Consider the following 17,478-nt stretch of genomic DNA (forward strand, 5'->3'; position numbering starts at 1 on the left):
CCACATGCCGGAACTGGGCGACAGTTCGCCCGGCGGCATGGCGGCGCTTGCAGGCCTTGCCCCCTTCAATGCCGATAGCGGCATTCACCGCGGCCAGCGCCATATCCGCGGCGGACGAAAGCGCGTTCGCGATGCCCTCTACATGGCGGCGCTGGTGGCCTACCGGTTAAAGTCGCCATTCGCCCGCATGGTTCAGGCCATGCAGGCCAAAGGCAAACCGTTCAAGGTCATGATCATTGCCATCGCCCGCAAACTGCTCGTCATCGCAAACGCCATGCTCAGGGATAAAACCACATTCCAAGCAGCTTGAAACAACATGCATCAATACAGTTGCCAGCCGACGCGCCTCTGCGCGGCGAGACGACTCTTTTCAGCCCAAGGACTTGGGCTGGCTGGATACCGGCTCAAGGCCGGTATGACGGCCGGGGGGATGGAGGCCAGACTTTACGCTTTCGGAGCCGGCCCCGTCGAGGCGCGCACCACAAGTTCCGCCTTCCATAGTTCTTGGTGCGGTTCCGTCTGGTTGAGCTTGATCCGGTTGATCAGGCGCTGGCCCACGCGCACCCCCGCCGCCCTCAGCGACGAACGGGTGGTGGTCAGCGGCACGGAGAAATTATCGGGCTTCAAAAGCGGCAGCACGTCGTCATGGGCGATCAGCGAAATATCCTTGCCGGGTTTCAAGCCCCGCTGGTTGAGCGAACGGATCGCGCCGAGCGCAAGCGCGGTACTGGCGCAAAGAATGGCGGTCGGTTTTTCCGGGCGTGACAGTAAGGCCTCCATGCCGAGATAACCTTCCTCGTCGGTCATGCTGCTGTGTCTCTTGTTGTTCGCATGCAATGTCAGGCCATTTGCCGAAAGCGCCTTTTCCACCCCGAGACAGCGCCGGTAGGTGAAGTCATAGCCTTCCGGACCGTTCAGAAGCCCGATACGCGTGTGGCCAAGCTGGAGGAGAAGCTGGGTCGCATCGCGGAACGCACCCTCATTGTCCACGTCGAGATAGGGATAATCCTCCTCCACGCCAACGGAGCGGCCATGCACGAGGAAGGGCAGGGAGAGCGATTGCATCATGGCGATGCGCGGGTCGTTCTTCTTCATATAGGCGAGATAGATGCCATCGACGCTGCCGCTTGCGGCGAGCCCCCGCAGGGCTTCGCGCTCTTTTTCCGGCTCGGTCGGCATGATCACGAGATGAAAGCCGCTGCGCGATGCTTCTTCACCGAGTCCGCTCAGGAATTCGCCGAAATGCACGTCGGAACGGTGATGCTCGCCAATCGGCATTACAAGCCCGATGGAACCGACCTTGCCTGTCGCCAGCCGTTGCGCGGCCGCATTCGGGCGATAGCCTGTCTTTTCGGCAGCCTCCATGACGCGGCGGCGCGTTTCGGCGCTGACTTCCGGATAGCCGTTGAGCGCCCTGCTGATGGTCGTCTGCGAAATGCCCAGCAGTTGCGACAGCTGTTTCAGGTTCATGTCTGTCATTCCTCCATGCGCGCGCCTTGGGAATACGGCAAAGCCTCTCCTCAATTCCCAAAGCGCTTTAGATTTTTACCAGTCTCCACCGTATTTCTCAATCGAAAAGGATAGCCGCCTTCCGAATTAAATATGACTATTCATAGGGCGCTGCAACGTTTCCGCAGAAAGAGCCTCTTGACTCCGTCTTAATGACAATGAGATGAATAGGCAGCCAAAGCGCTTTGATTGGAGAGGACGCTTTGAGCCTTTTATGTGATGGGAGGTAAATCACATGCAGAAGACTCTTTTGGCGACGGCCGCCGTCATGGCTTTGCTGTCCGGTGCGGCTTTTGCCGCCGACCTGAAGTTTGCACCCGGCGGCGACGCCAAGTTCAACTGGAAAAGCTACGAGGACTTCAAGGCGGCCCATGCCGATCTGAAAGGCCAGACGCTGACGATTTTCGGCCCGTGGCGCGGTGAAGACGAGGCCCTGTTCCAGTCGGTGCTTGCCTATTTCGCCGATGCGACCGGCGTGAACGTCCGTTATTCCTCGTCGGAAAATTACGAGCAGCAGATCGTCATCGATACGCAGGCTGGCTCGCCGCCCAATATCGCCATCCTGCCGCAGCCCGGCCTTCTGGCCGATCTGGCCGCCAAGGGCTTCCTCGTGCCGCTCGGCGACAAGACCGCCGATTGGGTCAAGGAAAATTACGGCGCGGGCCAGTCCTGGGTCGACCTCGGCAGCTACAAGGGCAAGGACGGCAACAAGGCCTATTTCGCCTTCCCTTTCAAGGCGGATGTGAAGTCGCTTGTCTGGTACGTGCCTGAGAACTTCGAGGAAGCGGGCTACAAGGTGCCCGAGAGCATGGAAGACCTGTTCAAGCTGACGGACCAGATTGTTGCCGATGGCGGCACGCCCTGGTGCATCGGTCTCGGTTCCGGCGGGGCAACCGGCTGGCCGGCAACGGACTGGGTGGAAGACCTGATGCTGCGCACGCAGCCGCTCGACGTCTACCAGAAATGGACGACCAACGAGGTCAAATTCACCGATCCGGCCGTGGTAGAAGCGATCAATGAATTCGGCAAATTCGCCAAGAACGAAAAATATGTCAGCGGCGGTGTCGCGGCCGTGGCCTCCACCGATTTCCGCGACAGCCCCAAGGGCCTCTTCGACATTCCGCCGAAGTGCTACCTGCACCATCAGGCGTCGTTCATTCCGTCCTTCTTCCCGGAAGGCACTAAAGTGGGGACGGATGCGGATTTCTTCTACATGCCGACTTACGCGTCAAAGCCTGACCTCGGCAAGCCGGTTCTCGGCGCTGGCACGCTGGTCACCATCACCAAGGAAGCACCTGCCGCCAAGGCATTCGTTGAATTCCTGCAAACCCCGATCGCCCATGAAGTCTGGATGGCGCAGTCCAGCTTCCTCACGCCCTATAAGGGTGTGAATGTCGATGCCTATGCCAATGAGCAGATGAAGCGACAGGGTGAAATCCTCACGACCGCGACAAGCTTCGGCTTCGATGGTTCGGACCTCATGCCCGGCAAGATCGGCGCTGGTGCATTCTGGACCGGCATGATCGATTTCGTCGGCGGCAAGTCCGCGGATCAGGTCGCGAGCGATATCCAGAAGGCCTGGGACGGCCTGAAGTAAAGATATCGGATCGGGCCCGGCGGTTTGCTGCCGGGCCCTTACCAACGGCGCTGCCCCGACGACCGCATAAATCAGCGCGGCGCGGAGAAGATCAAGGGAGGGAACATGGCTCAACAACTCGTTTCGGCCATCGGCGTGATGGTGGCGGGAGTCTTTGCCTGCGCTGCCTATTACTGGCTATCCGACAAGGTGCTTCAGGCGATCCTTCCGGTCCGCTCGGGAGACGTATTGCAGGCATCCCGCAACCTCAATCGCCGCGCGGCGGTCCGGCCCTGGCTGTTCATCGGTCCGGCTTTGATCCTCCTGCTGGTCTATCTGGTCTACCCCGTCATCGCGACGCTGATCCTGTCTTTCTATGACCGGACCGGCAGCGAATTCGTCGGTCTTGCCAATTATCGCTGGGCGTTTTTCGATGCCGGTTTCCGCCAGTCGATCTTCAACAATATCCTCTGGCTGGCCGTCGTGCCGGCCGCCTGCACCTTCTTCGGCCTCGTTATCGCGGTCATGACCGACCGCATCTGGTGGGGCAACATCGCCAAGTCCATCGTCTTCATGCCGATGGCGATCTCCTTCGTGGGCGCCTCCGTCATCTGGAAATTCATTTATGAATACCGCGCCGAAGGTCAGGTGCAGATCGGCCTTCTGAACGCCATCGTCGAGTTTTTCGGTGGCAATCCGCAGGTCTGGATTTCCATGCCCTTCTGGAACAACTTCTTCCTGATGGTCATCCTCATCTGGATTCAGACCGGTTTCGCCATGGTCATCCTGTCGGCAGCGCTGCGCGGAATTCCGGAAGAAACCATCGAGGCGGCCGTCATCGATGGCGCCAATGGCTGGCAGATCTTCTGGAAGATCATGGTTCCGCAAATCTGGGGCACCATCGCCGTCGTCTGGACGACGATCACCATTCTCGTGCTCAAGGTCTTCGATATCGTACTGACCATGACCAACGGGCAATGGAACACCATGGTCCTCGCCAATCTCATGTTCGACTGGATGTTCCGCGGCGGTGGCGACAGCGGCCGAAGTGCGGTCATCGCGCTCATCATCATGGCGGCCGTCACCCCGATCATGGTCTGGAACATCCGCCAGGCGAACCGCGAGATGGAGGGCCGCTGAGATGAATATCGTCAAACGCCTGCGCCGCGTCGGCCTGCCGCGCCTCATCGTCCATGCCAGCGTTCTGGTCGTCGTGCTTCTCTGGCTCCTGCCCACGCTCGGCATTCTCGTCAGCTCGCTGCGCGACAAGGACCAGATCACCGTGTCGGGCTGGTGGACGGCCTTCTCCAGCTCCGAACAAACCTCGGCAGTGCGCCTCGCCGATGCTTCCGTGCAGAAGCAGGATGGCAGCCGCTATGTGATATCAGGCAATGTTTTCGAAAACGGACAGGGCGGCAAGGTTGCAGCCTTCGGCGTTCGCGTACAGGAGCCCACGGCGTTCAAAGCCGGCGAGGCGGCCGATATCGGTGACGGCGAAACATTGCTCGTCAATACGGACGGTAGCTACGAATACAGCAAGGCCGCGAGCTTTGAAGGTTCGCGCGGCAAGCGCGTTTACATCTCCGTCGCGACGCCGCCCGTCTTCACGCTCGACAACTATCGCACGGTCCTGACCTCGGAAGGCATCGGCCAGTCCTTCGTCAACTCGCTGACCGTCGCCGTGCCGGCAACCGTCATCCCGATCCTCATTGCCGCCTTCGCCGCCTATGCACTGTCATGGATGAGCTTTTCCGGCCGCAATCTGCTGATTGCCATGGTGGTGGGCCTGATCGTCGTGCCGCTGCAGATGTCGCTGATCCCGCTTCTCAGGCTCTATAATGAAATCGGCACCATCTTCGGCGTGCCATCCAAGACCTATGCCGGCATCTGGCTGGCGCACACGGCCTTCGGCCTGCCGCTCGCCATCTATCTGCTGCGCAACTATATTTCCGGCCTGCCGAAAGAGATCATCGAAAGCGCCCGCGTCGATGGTGCGAGCGATTTTGAAATCTTCGTCAAGATCATCCTGCCGCTGTCTTTCCCCGCGCTCGCCTCCTTCGCCATCTTCCAGTTCCTTTGGACCTGGAACGACCTGCTCGTCGCCATGGTCTTCCTCGGCACGCAGAAGGACGAGTTGGTGCTGACAGGCGCCTTGAACGCGCTGCTCGGTTCGCGCGGCGGCAACTGGGAAATTCTCACTGCCTCGGCCTTCGTCACTATCGTCGTGCCGCTCGGCGTTTTCTTCGCTCTTCAACGTTATCTCGTGCGTGGCCTGCTGGCAGGCTCCGTCAAGGGAGGCTGATCATTCCATGAACGCCCATACCACACAGGACACTTCCATGACCACTTCGGTGACTTCCGCTTTGACGCCCAACAAGGATTGGTGGCGCGGCGCTGTTATCTATCAGATCTATCCCCGCTCCTATCAGGACTCCAATGGCGATGGCATTGGCGACCTCAAGGGCATCACCGACCGTCTGGCGCATATCGCCAATCTGGGTGCCGACGCGATCTGGATTTCGCCCTTCTTCACCTCGCCGATGAAGGATTTCGGTTACGACGTCTCGAATTATGTCGATGTCGATCCGATGTTCGGCACGCTTGCCGATTTCGACGGGCTGATTGCCGAAGCCCACCGGCTCGGCATCCGCGTCATGATCGACCTTGTGATGTCGCACACTTCGGACCAGCATCCGTGGTTCGTGGAAAGCCGCGCCAGCCGCAGCAATCCGAAATCGAATTGGTATGTCTGGTCGGATAGCAAGCCGGACGGCACGCCGCCCAACAACTGGCTGTCGATCTTCGGCGGTTCCGCCTGGCAGTGGGATCCGACCCGCATGCAATATTACATGCACAACTTCTTGACCTCACAGCCGGACCTCAACCTGCACAATCCGGAAGTTCAGGAAGAGCTGCTGAACATCACCCGCTTCTGGCTGAAGCGCGGCGTCGATGGTTTCCGCCTCGACACCATCAATTTCTATTTCCACGACCTTGAGCTGCGCGACAATCCGGCGCTGGCGCCGGAGCGCCGCAATGCCTCAACCGCTCCGGCGGTCAACCCGTACAATTTCCAGGAACATCTCTACGACAAGAACCGCCCGGAAAACATCGCCTTCCTGAAGCGCTTCCGCGCGGTGCTGGACGAGTTCCCGGATATCGCCGCCGTCGGCGAAGTGGGTGACAGTCAGCGCGGTCTCGAAATCGTCGGCGAATATACCTCCGGCGATGACAAGATGCAGATGTGCTATGCCTTCGAATTCCTCGCCCCCGATGCGCTCACACCGCAGCGCGTGGCCGATGTGCAGGCGGATTTTGCGAAGGCCGCACCGGAAGGCTGGGCCTGCTGGGCTTTCTCCAACCACGATGTCGTGCGCCATGTCAGCCGCTGGGGTGAGCATGTCGAAGATAAGGACGCCTTCGCCAAGGTGCTTTCGGCACTCTTGATGACACAGCGCGGTTCCGTCTGCATCTATGAGGGTGAAGAACTCGGCCTCACCGAAGCGGACATCGCTTTCGAAGATTTGCAGGATCCCTACGGCATCCAGTTCTGGCCGGAATTCAAGGGCCGCGACGGTTGCCGCACGCCGATGGTGTGGGATGCCGGCCACGCACAGGCCGGTTTCTCGACAGCCGACAAGACATGGCTGCCCATTCCGGCCGAGCACAAGCAGCGCGCCGTCAGCGCCCAGCAGGGCAATGAAGCTTCGGTGCTGGAACATTACCGCCGCTTCCTCGCTTTCCGCAGGCAGCACCCGGCTTTCGCAAAGGGTGGTATCGAATTCCAGCCGGTGCAGGGTGAGGTGCTGAGCTATACCCGAAAGCTGGGCAACGAAACCGTTCTTTGCCTCTTCAACTTGTCTGCAACGCCGGCAAAAGCCACGCTGCCGGAAGGGAACTGGGAGGTTCTCGAAGGCCACGGCTTTGCAAGCGGCCTTGAAGGCAGAAGCGTAGAACTTCCGGCATGGGGCGCATTCTTCGCCCGTTACGCCTGACAGATGAGGGAGGAACACCCATGACAAGTCTCGTTCTCAAGGATATCCGCAAATCATACGGGCAGGTGAAGGTCCTGCACGGCATCGATCTTCAGATCGAACAGGGCGAATTCATCGTTTTCGTCGGCCCCTCTGGCTGCGGAAAATCGACGCTGCTGCGCATGATCGCTGGTCTGGAGGAAATCACCGGTGGCGAGATGTATATTGACGGCCAGCTCGTCAACGAAATCCCGCCATCGCGGCGGGGTATCGCCATGGTGTTCCAGTCCTATGCGCTTTATCCGCATATGACGGTTTACGACAACATGGCCTTCGGCATGAAGATCGCGAAAGAGAACAAGCAGGAGATCGACCGCCGCGTTCGCGCCGCTGCCGAAATCCTGCAACTGACGCAATATCTGGAGCGGCTGCCCAAGGCGCTCTCCGGCGGCCAGCGCCAGCGCGTCGCCATCGGCCGCGCCATTTGCCGCAATCCGAAAGTCTTCCTGTTCGATGAGCCCTTGTCGAACCTCGATGCGGCGCTGCGCGTCGCCACCCGCATCGAGATCGCCAAGCTCAACGAGCAGATGGCCGATACGACGATGATCTACGTCACCCACGACCAGGTTGAGGCGATGACGCTGGCGGATCGTATCGTCGTTTTGAATGCCGGTCGTGTGGAGCAGGTGGGTGCGCCGCTCGAACTTTACGAGAGACCGGCCAATCTTTTCGTGGCGCGTTTCATCGGCTCGCCCGCCATGAACATCATCGCTGCAAAGATCACCGAAACCGGTGAGAAGACCTCCATCGAACTTGCCGGCGGCAAGACGCTCGCCGTTTATGTTCCGACGTCCGCAACCGAAAAGGGCAAGGCTGCGAGCTTCGGTGTCCGGCCGGAAGATCTGAGCATCGTCACCGGGGACGATTATCTTTTCGAGGGAAAAGTCGCGATCGTCGAGGCGCTCGGCGAAGTGACACTGCTTTATCTCGAAGCGCCCAAGGGGCAGGAGCCGATCATCGTCAAGGTGCCGGGCATCGTTTCCGTCGGCAAGGGCGAAACCCTGCGTTTTGCGGCACCGCAGGAAAAGCTCCACCTCTTCGACGCCGAGGGCAAGACCTATCGCAGCTAATCGCCGTCGATGCCGAACCATGCCCCGGAACCTCCTCGTTCCGGGGTTTTTGCTGACCTTTTTACCGCTGTGGAAAAATCTCGGAAATGTCCCGCTTCCGGTCTGTTTAAGCCTGCGCTGATATGAATTGTTAAAGACTATGACCTAGTCTCAATCCATTGATCGAGCATGGGAGTCTGGGCGTGCAGAGCGGTACGGGTGTCATCAGGAACCATTACCTGAGCAAGGAAGAATCCTTCATGTATGACCGCGAAAGCCGGTTTCGCATGGAAGATACCATGAACGCCGCACGCATCGAATATACCGAAAAGGCGGTGATGCACATGGCGGCGCGCCGCTGCGATGTCATCCGCATCTCCCAGACCGAAGCGGTGCTGGCGCTGCTGACGAAATATAACCTGCCGAACCAGTTCTATCTCGATATTCCCGACGCCCGCATCACCAAGATCGGCTGCGTGATGTTGCGCGTCAACGCCAACAACACCATCCACGTCCGCTTCCTGCGCATGCTGACGCAGAAGGAACTGGACCGCATTTTCGTGTTCAGCACGCATCCGGCGCATAGAGACCGGAAGCTCGATATCCGGTCGTTCTGAAAATCGGATGATCGGCGAGGGTCTTAAGAAAGCCCGCCCAGAACCGTCTGCTTCAGCTTCACATCCGGCACTTCGGTAAAGGTGAGATCGCTGCGGCCGAAATAGGATTTCTGGTTGGTGGCGGACCAGTCGTTGCAGACCAGCTTGTAGCGCTCTTTGTTTTCCGGATTTTCCGGCATGGCGTAGAGATAGTCGCCGGTGCGCTCGGTGAGCGGAATGTCGCCATCCTGATTGCAGCGCTTGAGGATTTGGGCGAGAGCCTCGCCATCGACTTCCGTCACCATCAGCTTGCCGTCGAAACGCAGCGAGGCGTTGAAATCGTAGCGGCGAATATCGCCCTCGGGCAGGCCGGCACCAAACGAAGTGTGGCCGATGAAGCCGACATCCGCACCGGTTTTTGCGGCGATGAGCTGCGCCACATGGCGGCCCGCCTCATCGACGGTCATTGCCTTCGCGGATTTGCCGACGATGGCCCGTTCTTCTGCGGTCAGGTGCTTTTCGAGTGTCTGTTCGATCAGGGATTTGAGGGCCGGGGACGTAGGCGCATTGAGCTCGATCGCGACCGTTTCCATGGCAGCCGCCTTGCCGGGTGCCGCAATGGTCGCGACCGTCATGGAGGTGCACCAGGAGCCAGTATGGACATAACGCGTGGCACCCTGCTCGTGCACGAAGTTCAGGTGATCGTGACCGCCGACCAGCAGCGTGCCGTCCGGCAGCAGGGGCAAGATATCGCGGTCGGCGACGACGCCGGCATGGTTGAGAACGATGTTGATCGCATCCGGTTTGACGATATCGGCAAGGTTGGCCTTGGCCCATTCGACCGGCTGCGGAATGTCGAGCATCTCGCGCGTGGGTTTCGGATAGGTGTTAATCGCATTGGTGGCGAGACCCGTAACGACGACCCTCTGTCCGCCGGCATTCACTTCGGCGCTACCAGGAGCAAAAGGCTTTCCGCTGCGCTTGTCGACGATGTTGGACAGCACGGTAATGCCGAGCGCCTGGCCGCGGCTGACAAAATTAGCGAGATCGTTGTCGATATCGGGCTCATGATTGCCGATATTAACGACGGTGGGGGCGAGCTTTGCGAGCGCCGCCAGGAACGTCCATTCGATTTCCCCGGCAGACCGTGTGGCCACCGCATTGCCGATTTCGAAAAGGTCGCCGTTCAGCAAGATGATATGGGGCGCCTTGTCGGCGGCGATGCGCGTTTCGATGGCTGCGAAAAGCTGGCCGATACGCTCATAGGCCGAATGCAGGTCGGAGATGACGATTGCACGCAGCGCCACGTCCTGCGCCATCGCTGGCTTTGCCGCCACCATCAGCGGCAACAGGGCGGTGCCCGCCATAAGCTTCAGCACATCGCGGCGTTTGCTCGAGAAAATCGTCATGTCAGGCCCCATCATCCGAAACTGCACCGCCGTCTCGCGGCCGGTTGAGAAGGCCCTAAAGGGCGATCATCACAGCCGCATGACAAGTCTGACGTTTAAGACGTGGGAAATAAAGCGGTTTCTGCGCCAGCTCTCGGCGATGAGAGGTGCATTCAGGCGATACCGCAAAGTGAGATTGAAAGGCGAAAGCCGTACCCGGCCTTCGCCCATCAAAAATCAATGGAACAGAACGCTGGCGCCCTGATCGGCCGGACCGGCATTGCGGCGGAAGGGGGCGAAAAGCTCGCGGCCCATGCCCCATTCATTGCCGGAAAGATCGGCCCGCGCCGGTTCGCGTTTCGCCAGTTCGGCGGCGGAAACGAGCACTTCCAGCGTTCCCGAAATGGCGTCGAGACGGATGATGTCGCCATCGCGGATAAGCGAGATCGGGCCGCAGTCTGAGGCTTCCGGCGTGACATGAATGGCGGCCGGCACCTTGCCGGAAGCGCCGGACATGCGCCCGTCGGTCACCAGCGCCACCTTGAAACCGCGATCCTGCAGCACACCGAGCGGCGGTGTCAGACGGTGCAGCTCAGGCATGCCATTGGCCTTCGGTCCCTGGAAGCGGACGACGGCGATGAAATCGCGGTTGAGCTTGCCGTCCTTGAACGCGTCCTGAAGCTCCTGCTGGTCGTGGAACACGATTGCCGGTGCTTCGATAATATGGCGCTCCGGCTTGACGGCGGAAATCTTGATAACCGATTTGCCAAGATTGCCGGTCAACATCTTCAGACCACCGGTTGGCTGGAACGGGGTCTCGATGCTGGAAAGCACCTTCGGGTCGTGGCTCTGCTCGGGGGAGGGCTGGCGTACAACCGCGCCCTTCTCGTCAAGCATGGCATCCACGGTGTAAGCCTCGAGGCCCTGTCCGAAGACGGTGCGCACATCGTCATGCACGAAGCCCTGTTTCAAAAGCTGCTTGATGAGGAAGCCCATGCCGCCGGCGGCGTGGAAATGGTTCACATCGGCAAGACCGTTGGGGTAAACGCGGGCGAGCAGCGGCACGATGTCGGAAAGATCGGAAATATCCTGCCAGGTGAGGATGATGCCGGCGGCGCGCGCCATGGCGATCAGATGCATGGTGTGGTTGGTGGAGCCGCCCGTCGCATGCAGGCCGACGACGCCGTTGACGACGGATCTTTCATCGATCATCTCGCCTGCCGGGGTGAACTCGTTGCCCTGCGCGGTAATCGCCAGCGCACGCTTCGTAGCCTCGCGCGTCAACGCATCGCGCAGCGGCGTGCCGGGATTGATGAAGGAGGAGCCGGGCATGTGGAAACCCATGATCTCCATCAGCATCTGGTTGGAATTGGCGGTGCCATAGAAGGTACAGGTGCCGGGCCCATGATAGGATTTCGATTCCGCTTCCAGAAGCTCGGCGCGGCCGACCTTGCCTTCGGCATAAAGCTGGCGGATGCGCGACTTCTCGTCGTTCGGAAGGCCGGATGTCATCGGGCCGGCGGGAACGAAGACGGCGGGCAGATGGCCGAAGGCGAGGGCTGCGATGACGAGGCCGGGCACGATCTTGTCACAGACACCGAGATAGACGGCGGCGTCGAACATGTTGTGCGACAGGCCGATGCCGGCCGCCATGGCAATGGCGTCGCGGGAAAACAGCGAAAGCTCCATGCCCGGCTGGCCCTGAGTCACGCCATCGCACATGGCGGGAACCGCGCCTGCCACCTGGGCTATGCCACCCGCTTCTTTTGCCGCATCGCGGATGATCGCGGGGAAGGTCTCATAGGGCTGGTGCGCCGAGAGCATGTCGTTATAGGCGGTGATGATTCCGAGGTTTGGAACCCGGTCGCCGGCAAGGATGTCCTTGTCGGCGGGGGAACAGACGGCAAATCCATGCGCAAGATTGCCGCAGGAAAGCACGGAACGGTGAACGCCTTTCGAGACCTGCAGCCGCAGCCGCTCGAGATAGGTCTCGCGGTAGGGCTTGGAACGTTCGACGATGCGGGCGGTGATGGCCTGAATGCGGGAATCGGCGGACATGGGCGTTCATCCTGTTCGTTGGTCGGCAACCGGCGTTCCGGGAGGTGAACGGCCGGTTGTCGTGTTTCAGTCTTCATGTCTTCGGGGCGCTTTGTCGCCGGGCCGCAATCGCGGCGGTGGCGTTCGGCTTATGGCGCCCAGTATATATCCACGGGCGTTTCTGCCCGGTTCAGCACGGCGCGGATCGGCATTTCATCCTCATCCTCGCCCGACTGTGCCTTCTCCAGCGTCGCCTTCTTGGCAGCACCTTCGATATGCAGCACCAGAAACTCGGCATCGTGCAGGCTGGAGAAGTTGAAGGTCAACCGTTCTTCTCCGGCATTCTCCGCCGCCATGGTCAAAACGCCGCGCGGCTCATCGAGGTCCAGCGCTTCGTAGAGATTGTCTCCACCGGGGAAGAACGACGCCGTATGGCCATCCGTTCCCATGCCGAGAATGACGACATCGAACGGGTCACAGATCGCCTCGGTCTTGACGGTCGCAAGCGTCGCGGCATCCTCCGGCGAGGCCGCCGGCTGGAACAGCGGCACGAAATAAGCCGCCTTCGCCTTATTCTGCAAAAGGTTCTCGGCAACGAGACGATGGTTCGAACGGTCGCTTTCCGGCGGCACGAAACGTTCGTCCACCAGCGTTACGCTGATATTGGGCCAGTCGAGATCGTGTCTGGAAAGCGCCTGAAAGAACAGCTTGGGCGTCGAACCGCCGGAGACGGCAATGCTTGCCGCACCGCGATCCTTCGTTGCCGCATCAAGGCGTTTGGCAACCTCTGCCGAAAGAGCGGTTGCCAGTTCGGCGGCGGTGTCGAAGACGTGGATCGTTTCGCTCATCGCCAGGCCCTCAATCGGCATCGTGCCAGGTGCGGCCGTCACGCTCGATCAGCGCGATGGAACCGCTCGGACCCCAGGTGCCGGCGGTATAACCCTGCACGCCCTGTCCCAGATCTTCCCAGCTCTTGAGAATGGGGTCGACCCAATCCCACGCCGCTTCCACTTCGTCGCGGCGCATGAACAGCGTCTGGTTGGAGCGGATCGTATCCATCAACAGCCGCTCATAGGCATCGGGGCTGCGCACGTTGAAGGCTTCGGCGAAGCTCATGTCCAGCGAGACCTGACGCAGGCGCATGCCGCCCGGGCCGGGGTCCTTGATGAGGAGCGACTGCTTGACGCCCTCGTCCGGCTGCAGGCGGATGACCAGCTTGTTGGCCTCGATCTTGCCGGCCGCATCATCGAAGATCGAATGCGGAATCTGCTTGAAGGTGACGACGATTTCCGACACGCGGGTCGCGAGGCGTTTGCCCGTGCGGATGTAGAAGGGAACGCCGGCCCAGCGCCAGTTGGCGATTTCAGCCTTGATGGCGACGAAGGTTTCGGTGTTGGAAACGCCGCCTTCCAGCTCTTCCAGATAGCCCTTGACCGGGCCACCGGCGGAAGCGCCGGCACGGTACTGGCCGCGAACCGTCTGCTTTTCGACATTGCTGGTGTCGATTGGCTTCAGCGAGCGCAGAACCTTGAGCTTTTCGTCACGCACGGCTTCGGCATTCATGGATGCCGGCGGTTCCATGGCGACAAGGCAAAGCAGCTGCAGGATATGGTTCTGCACCATGTCGCGCAGCGCACCGGCCTTGTCATAATAACCCGCGCGGCCTTCAAGGCCGACCGCTTCGGCAACGGTGATCTGCACATGGTCGATATGGGCGGAATTCCACAGCGGCTCATAAAGCGCATTGGCGAAACGCAGCGCCATCAGGTTCTGCACCGTCTCCTTGCCGAGATAGTGGTCGATGCGGAAGATCTGCTCTTCTTTGAAGACATGGCCGATGGTGTCGTTCAGTTCCTGCGCGGAAGCCAGATCGCGGCCGATAGGCTTTTCAACGACGATGCGGGTCGAGCGGGTGATGAGCTTGTGCTCGCGGATCTTGTCGGCAATATCGCCGAAAATGCCGGGCGCGACGGCCAGATAGAAGGCGCGCACGCGCTCCTTGCCCTCGTCCAGCAGCTTCTTCAGCACGTCCCAGCCATTATTGCCCTTGGCATCGACTGGCACGTAGAAAAGCCTGTTCAGGAAGATGGCGACCTGCGCATCGTCATATTCGCCGGCCTTCAGGTGCTCCTTCAGCGCGTCCTGCGCGAATTTGCGATATTCCTCGTGGGTCATGACCGAACGCGACGCGCCGATGATGCGGGTCGGCTCCGTGAACTGGCCTTCGACCTGCCGGTGATAAAGGGCCGGCAGAAGCTTGCGCTCGGCAAGATCGCCCGTGCCGCCGAAAACGACACAATCAAAAGGTTCAACAGGAATGATCTGACTGCTCATATCGATTCTCTCGATCTTCAAAGGTTGGGGCATCAATAATCTAATCGATTTAAAAATGCCAGACTCAGTTATGTGAAATTATGAATTTTGCTTCCGCCAACTCATCCGCCGCCGGCAACAGTCTGTAAACATTGGCCTAAAACCTGTCTCGCAACGCGTACCACGAGAGCGCGAGGAAAAGCAGCGGCGCGCGCAGCGACGCTCCGCCGGGAAAAGAGGGCACCTTCAGCTGCGCGAAGGGCGCCAGCATGTCCTTTTTGCCGAGAATGAGATCGGCATAGAGCTTGCCGCAATAGTTCGACAGCATCACCCCATGGCCGGAATAACCGCCGATGGAGGTGACGCCGGGCATGACGTCGCGCACGAAGACTTTGCGCGTCAGGGTAATGCCGACGGAGCCGCCCCAGGAATGGCTGATCTCTATATCTTTCAGCGCAGGATAGATTTCCGCGATCTGCCGGCGGATGTGGCTGGAAATATCGCGCGGCGTATCGGCCGTGTAGGCTTCGCGGCCGCCGAACAGCAGCCGGTTATCGGCCGTCTTGCGGAAGTAGCGCACAACGAACCGCGAATCCGCCACGGCCTCCCGGTCGGGAATGATGTCGGGAAACGCATCCAGCGGCACAGTGGCACCGATGAAGGAACGGATCGGCATGATATGGGCGGCCGTCACCGGTTCGAGATTGCCGATATAGGCATTGGTGGCGATCAGCACCCGCGGCGCGGTGATTGTACCGAAAGGCGTGTCGATGATGGTCTTGCCGCCCACTTGCCGGATGGACTTCGCCGGCGTCATTTCATAAATGCCGGCACCCGCCGCTTTCGCCGCCTTCGCAAGCCCGACCAGCAGCTTCAACGGGTGGATATGGCCGGTGCCGGTATCGCGCGTGCCGCCGAAATAATGGGTGGAGCCGACGCGTTTGCGTGCTTCTGCGCGTTCCATGTAGGAAATATGCGGATAGCCATAACGGTTGTTCATCGCATCGACACTTCGGCGATAATCGTCCTCGTAAGCGGCCTTGTGCGCCACATAGAGCTGCCCGGGAAGATATTCCATGTCGATGCCGCGGCTGACGGCGAAGCCACGCAGGTAGTTTTTGGCGTCCTCGGCAATGTCGAACAGCAGCTTCGATTGCTCGAAGCCGATCTCGCCTTCCATCTCATCGGGAAAGGAGCGCTGGCCGGTGCCGAACTGGCCGCCATTGCGGCCGGAAGCGCCATCGCCGAAACGATGCGCTTCGATGAGGGCGACGGAGACGCCGTTTTCGGCGAGGTTACAGGCGGCCTGAAGGCCGGTATAACCGCCGCCGATGATCGCGACATCAACCTGCTTCGACCCGTCGAGCGCCGGATAGTCCGGCCGCTCTCCGACGGTTGCCTGATACCAGGATAGTCCCGGCGCAATCGGGCTCTGCCATGTCATGCTTTAAGAACCCCTCACACGTTGAGAAGCAGGAATTCCCGCTCCCAGGGGCTGATGACCTGCATGAAGGTCTCGAATTCCCCGCGTTTCAGGCCGGCATAAAGGCCCACGAATTCATGGCCGAACACCCGGTCGAACTGTTCCTCGCCTTCCAGCAGCGCCACGGCCTCCAGGAGACCACGCGGCAGTTCGATGGAACCTTCATTGGCCGTATCGGCGGTGGGTTCGGTCGGCTCGATATTGTTGACGATGCCGAGCCAGCCGCAGCCGAGCGAGGCGGCAAGCGCGAGATAGGGATTGGCGTCCGAACTCGGCAGGCGGTTTTCGACGCGCCGCGCCTGCGGGCCGGAAATCGGCACGCGGAAGGCGGTCGTGCGGTTGTCGTAACCCCAGGCATTGTTGACCGGGCAGGCCATGTCGGGCGTCAGGCGGCGATAGGAATTCACATAGGGCGCCAGCATGACAAGTGCGTTCGGAACGTAGCGCTGCATGCCGCCGACGAAGGAGAAGAATTCCTTCGAGGGACTGCCATCCGCATTGGAGAAGATGTTGCGGCCGCTATCGATCTCCACCACCGACTGGTGGATATGCATGGCCGAACCCGGCTGGCCCTGCATCGGCTTGGCCATGAAGGTGGCGTAGATGCCATGCTTCAGCGCCGCTTCGCGAATGGTGCGCTTGAACAGGAACACCTGGTCGGCAAGCTCGATCGGATCGCCATGGCGAAGGTTGATTTCCAGCTGCGCCGGACCTTCCTCATGGATGAGTGTGTCGATCTCCAGACCCTGCTTTTCGGAGAAGTGATAGATATCGTCGATCAGCTCGTCGAATTCGTTGATGCCGGCGATGGAGTAGCTCTGCCCGCCAACGATGGAGCGGCCGGAGCGGCCCTTCGGCGGATGCAGCGGATAGTCAGGGTCGTCATTCATGGCGACGAGATAAAATTCGATCTCCGGCGCCACGACCGGCTTCCAGCCCTTTTCGGTATAGAGCGAAAGCACATTCTTCAGCACGTTGCGCGGCGTGTAGGGCACGAAATTGCCTTCCGCATCCACCACGTCGCAGATCACCTGCGCGGTCGGGTCCGTTTCCCACGGCACGACGGAGAGGGTAGAAAGATCGGGCACCAGCTTCAGGTCGCTGTCGCGCGGCTCGTAACGGAAATTGGCGGTCTCGTCAGGATATTCGCCGGAGATCGTGTGGCGGTAGAGCGCGGATGGCAGGGCAAGCGACGTATCGCCCGTGAATTTCGCCGTCGGCATCATCTTGCCGCGCGGAACGCCGGCAAGGTCGGGCGTGATGCATTCTATGTCTTCTATCCCGCGCGCCCTCAGCCATTGCGCGGCTTCGCGCCAGGAGGAAACGCCACGGGTGGAGGAAAGGTCGAGGGGAGGGGTCTTCTTTGCCATGGTTGCCTGTTTCTTCGGGCGGAGCATGGTTTTCTTGGCGGGCATGTATCACCGGGTCTGTGTTTCGACTGGCGCCATCATAACCGTAGTTTGGCAATTGGCGAGGGGGAAAGCGCCATTGAC

Annotated in this window: 14 protein-coding genes; 7 read left to right on the forward strand and 7 right to left on the reverse strand. The window is 60.2% G+C overall.

The features are described 5' to 3' along the window. Positions 1-310 (forward strand): transposase (locus F3H58_RS20695; protein WP_149743597.1); only part of this gene is annotated, 310 nt, incomplete at its 5' end. A 134-nt stretch (positions 311-444) separates the two neighbouring features. Here the strand turns inward: F3H58_RS20695 and F3H58_RS20700 are convergent. Continuing rightward, complete coding sequence (locus tag F3H58_RS20700) at positions 445-1,470, reverse strand: LacI family DNA-binding transcriptional regulator (RefSeq protein ID WP_065654439.1); 1,026 nt, start codon at positions 1,468-1,470, stop codon at positions 445-447. A gap of 274 nt (positions 1,471-1,744) precedes the next feature. On the opposite strand from F3H58_RS20700, the gene F3H58_RS20705 reads away from it, so the two are divergent. The 6 genes from F3H58_RS20705 to F3H58_RS20730 all read left to right on the forward strand — a co-directional run bounded on the left by F3H58_RS20705 (position 1,745) and on the right by F3H58_RS20730 (position 8,785). Continuing rightward, complete coding sequence (locus tag F3H58_RS20705) at positions 1,745-3,106, forward strand: ABC transporter substrate-binding protein (protein ID WP_020812904.1); 1,362 nt, start codon at positions 1,745-1,747, stop codon at positions 3,104-3,106. Between the two features lie 105 nt (positions 3,107-3,211). Beyond that, a complete protein-coding gene (locus tag F3H58_RS20710; RefSeq protein WP_149743598.1) occupies positions 3,212-4,225 on the forward strand; it encodes a carbohydrate ABC transporter permease in 1,014 nt (337 codons plus the stop codon). A 1-nt stretch (position 4,226) separates the two neighbouring features. Continuing rightward, positions 4,227-5,387, forward strand: coding sequence for a carbohydrate ABC transporter permease (locus F3H58_RS20715; protein ID WP_149743599.1), 1,161 nt, complete (start codon positions 4,227-4,229; stop codon positions 5,385-5,387). Positions 5,388-5,424: 37 nt separating this feature from the next. Beyond that, positions 5,425-7,080, forward strand: a complete 1,656-nt coding sequence (gene bglA / locus F3H58_RS20720; protein WP_149743600.1) for a beta-galactosidase BglA — start codon at positions 5,425-5,427, stop codon at positions 7,078-7,080. Positions 7,081-7,100: 20 nt separating this feature from the next. After that, the gene (locus tag F3H58_RS20725; RefSeq protein ID WP_149743601.1) at positions 7,101-8,189 is read left to right on the forward strand and encodes an ABC transporter ATP-binding protein; all 1,089 of its coding nucleotides are present in this window, start codon (positions 7,101-7,103) and stop codon (positions 8,187-8,189) included. A 239-nt stretch (positions 8,190-8,428) separates the two neighbouring features. Beyond that, positions 8,429-8,785, forward strand: coding sequence for a hypothetical protein (locus tag F3H58_RS20730; protein WP_035236048.1), 357 nt, complete (start codon positions 8,429-8,431; stop codon positions 8,783-8,785). Between the two features lie 23 nt (positions 8,786-8,808). Here F3H58_RS20730 and F3H58_RS20735 read toward each other — a convergent pair whose 3' ends face one another. From F3H58_RS20735 to F3H58_RS20760, 6 genes are all read right to left on the reverse strand, one after another. Continuing rightward, entirely contained in the window at positions 8,809-10,173 is a 1,365-nt protein-coding gene (locus tag F3H58_RS20735) for a metallophosphoesterase (protein ID WP_149743602.1), read from the reverse strand. A 216-nt stretch (positions 10,174-10,389) separates the two neighbouring features. After that, the gene (gene edd / locus F3H58_RS20740; protein ID WP_149743603.1) at positions 10,390-12,210 is read right to left on the reverse strand and encodes a phosphogluconate dehydratase; all 1,821 of its coding nucleotides are present in this window, start codon (positions 12,208-12,210) and stop codon (positions 10,390-10,392) included. Between the two features lie 128 nt (positions 12,211-12,338). Further along, complete coding sequence (gene pgl, locus F3H58_RS20745; protein ID WP_149743604.1) at positions 12,339-13,037, reverse strand: 6-phosphogluconolactonase; 699 nt, start codon at positions 13,035-13,037, stop codon at positions 12,339-12,341. A gap of 10 nt (positions 13,038-13,047) precedes the next feature. Beyond that, positions 13,048-14,523, reverse strand: coding sequence for a glucose-6-phosphate dehydrogenase (gene zwf / locus F3H58_RS20750; RefSeq protein ID WP_004432590.1), 1,476 nt, complete (start codon positions 14,521-14,523; stop codon positions 13,048-13,050). A gap of 136 nt (positions 14,524-14,659) precedes the next feature. After that, on the reverse strand, positions 14,660-15,946 hold the full coding sequence (locus tag F3H58_RS20755; protein ID WP_149743605.1) for an NAD(P)/FAD-dependent oxidoreductase: 1,287 nt from the start codon (positions 15,944-15,946) through the stop codon (positions 14,660-14,662). Between the two features lie 14 nt (positions 15,947-15,960). Beyond that, positions 15,961-17,400 carry a glutamine synthetase family protein gene (locus F3H58_RS20760; protein WP_080817810.1) on the reverse strand — a complete coding sequence of 480 codons (1,440 nt, stop codon included), beginning with the start codon at positions 17,398-17,400 and terminating at the stop codon, positions 15,961-15,963. Positions 17,401-17,478 lie beyond the last annotated feature (78 nt).

Source organism: Rhizobium sp. NFACC06-2 (genome assembly GCF_900101425.1).
GTDB classification, from domain to species: domain Bacteria; phylum Pseudomonadota; class Alphaproteobacteria; order Rhizobiales; family Rhizobiaceae; genus Agrobacterium; species Agrobacterium leguminum.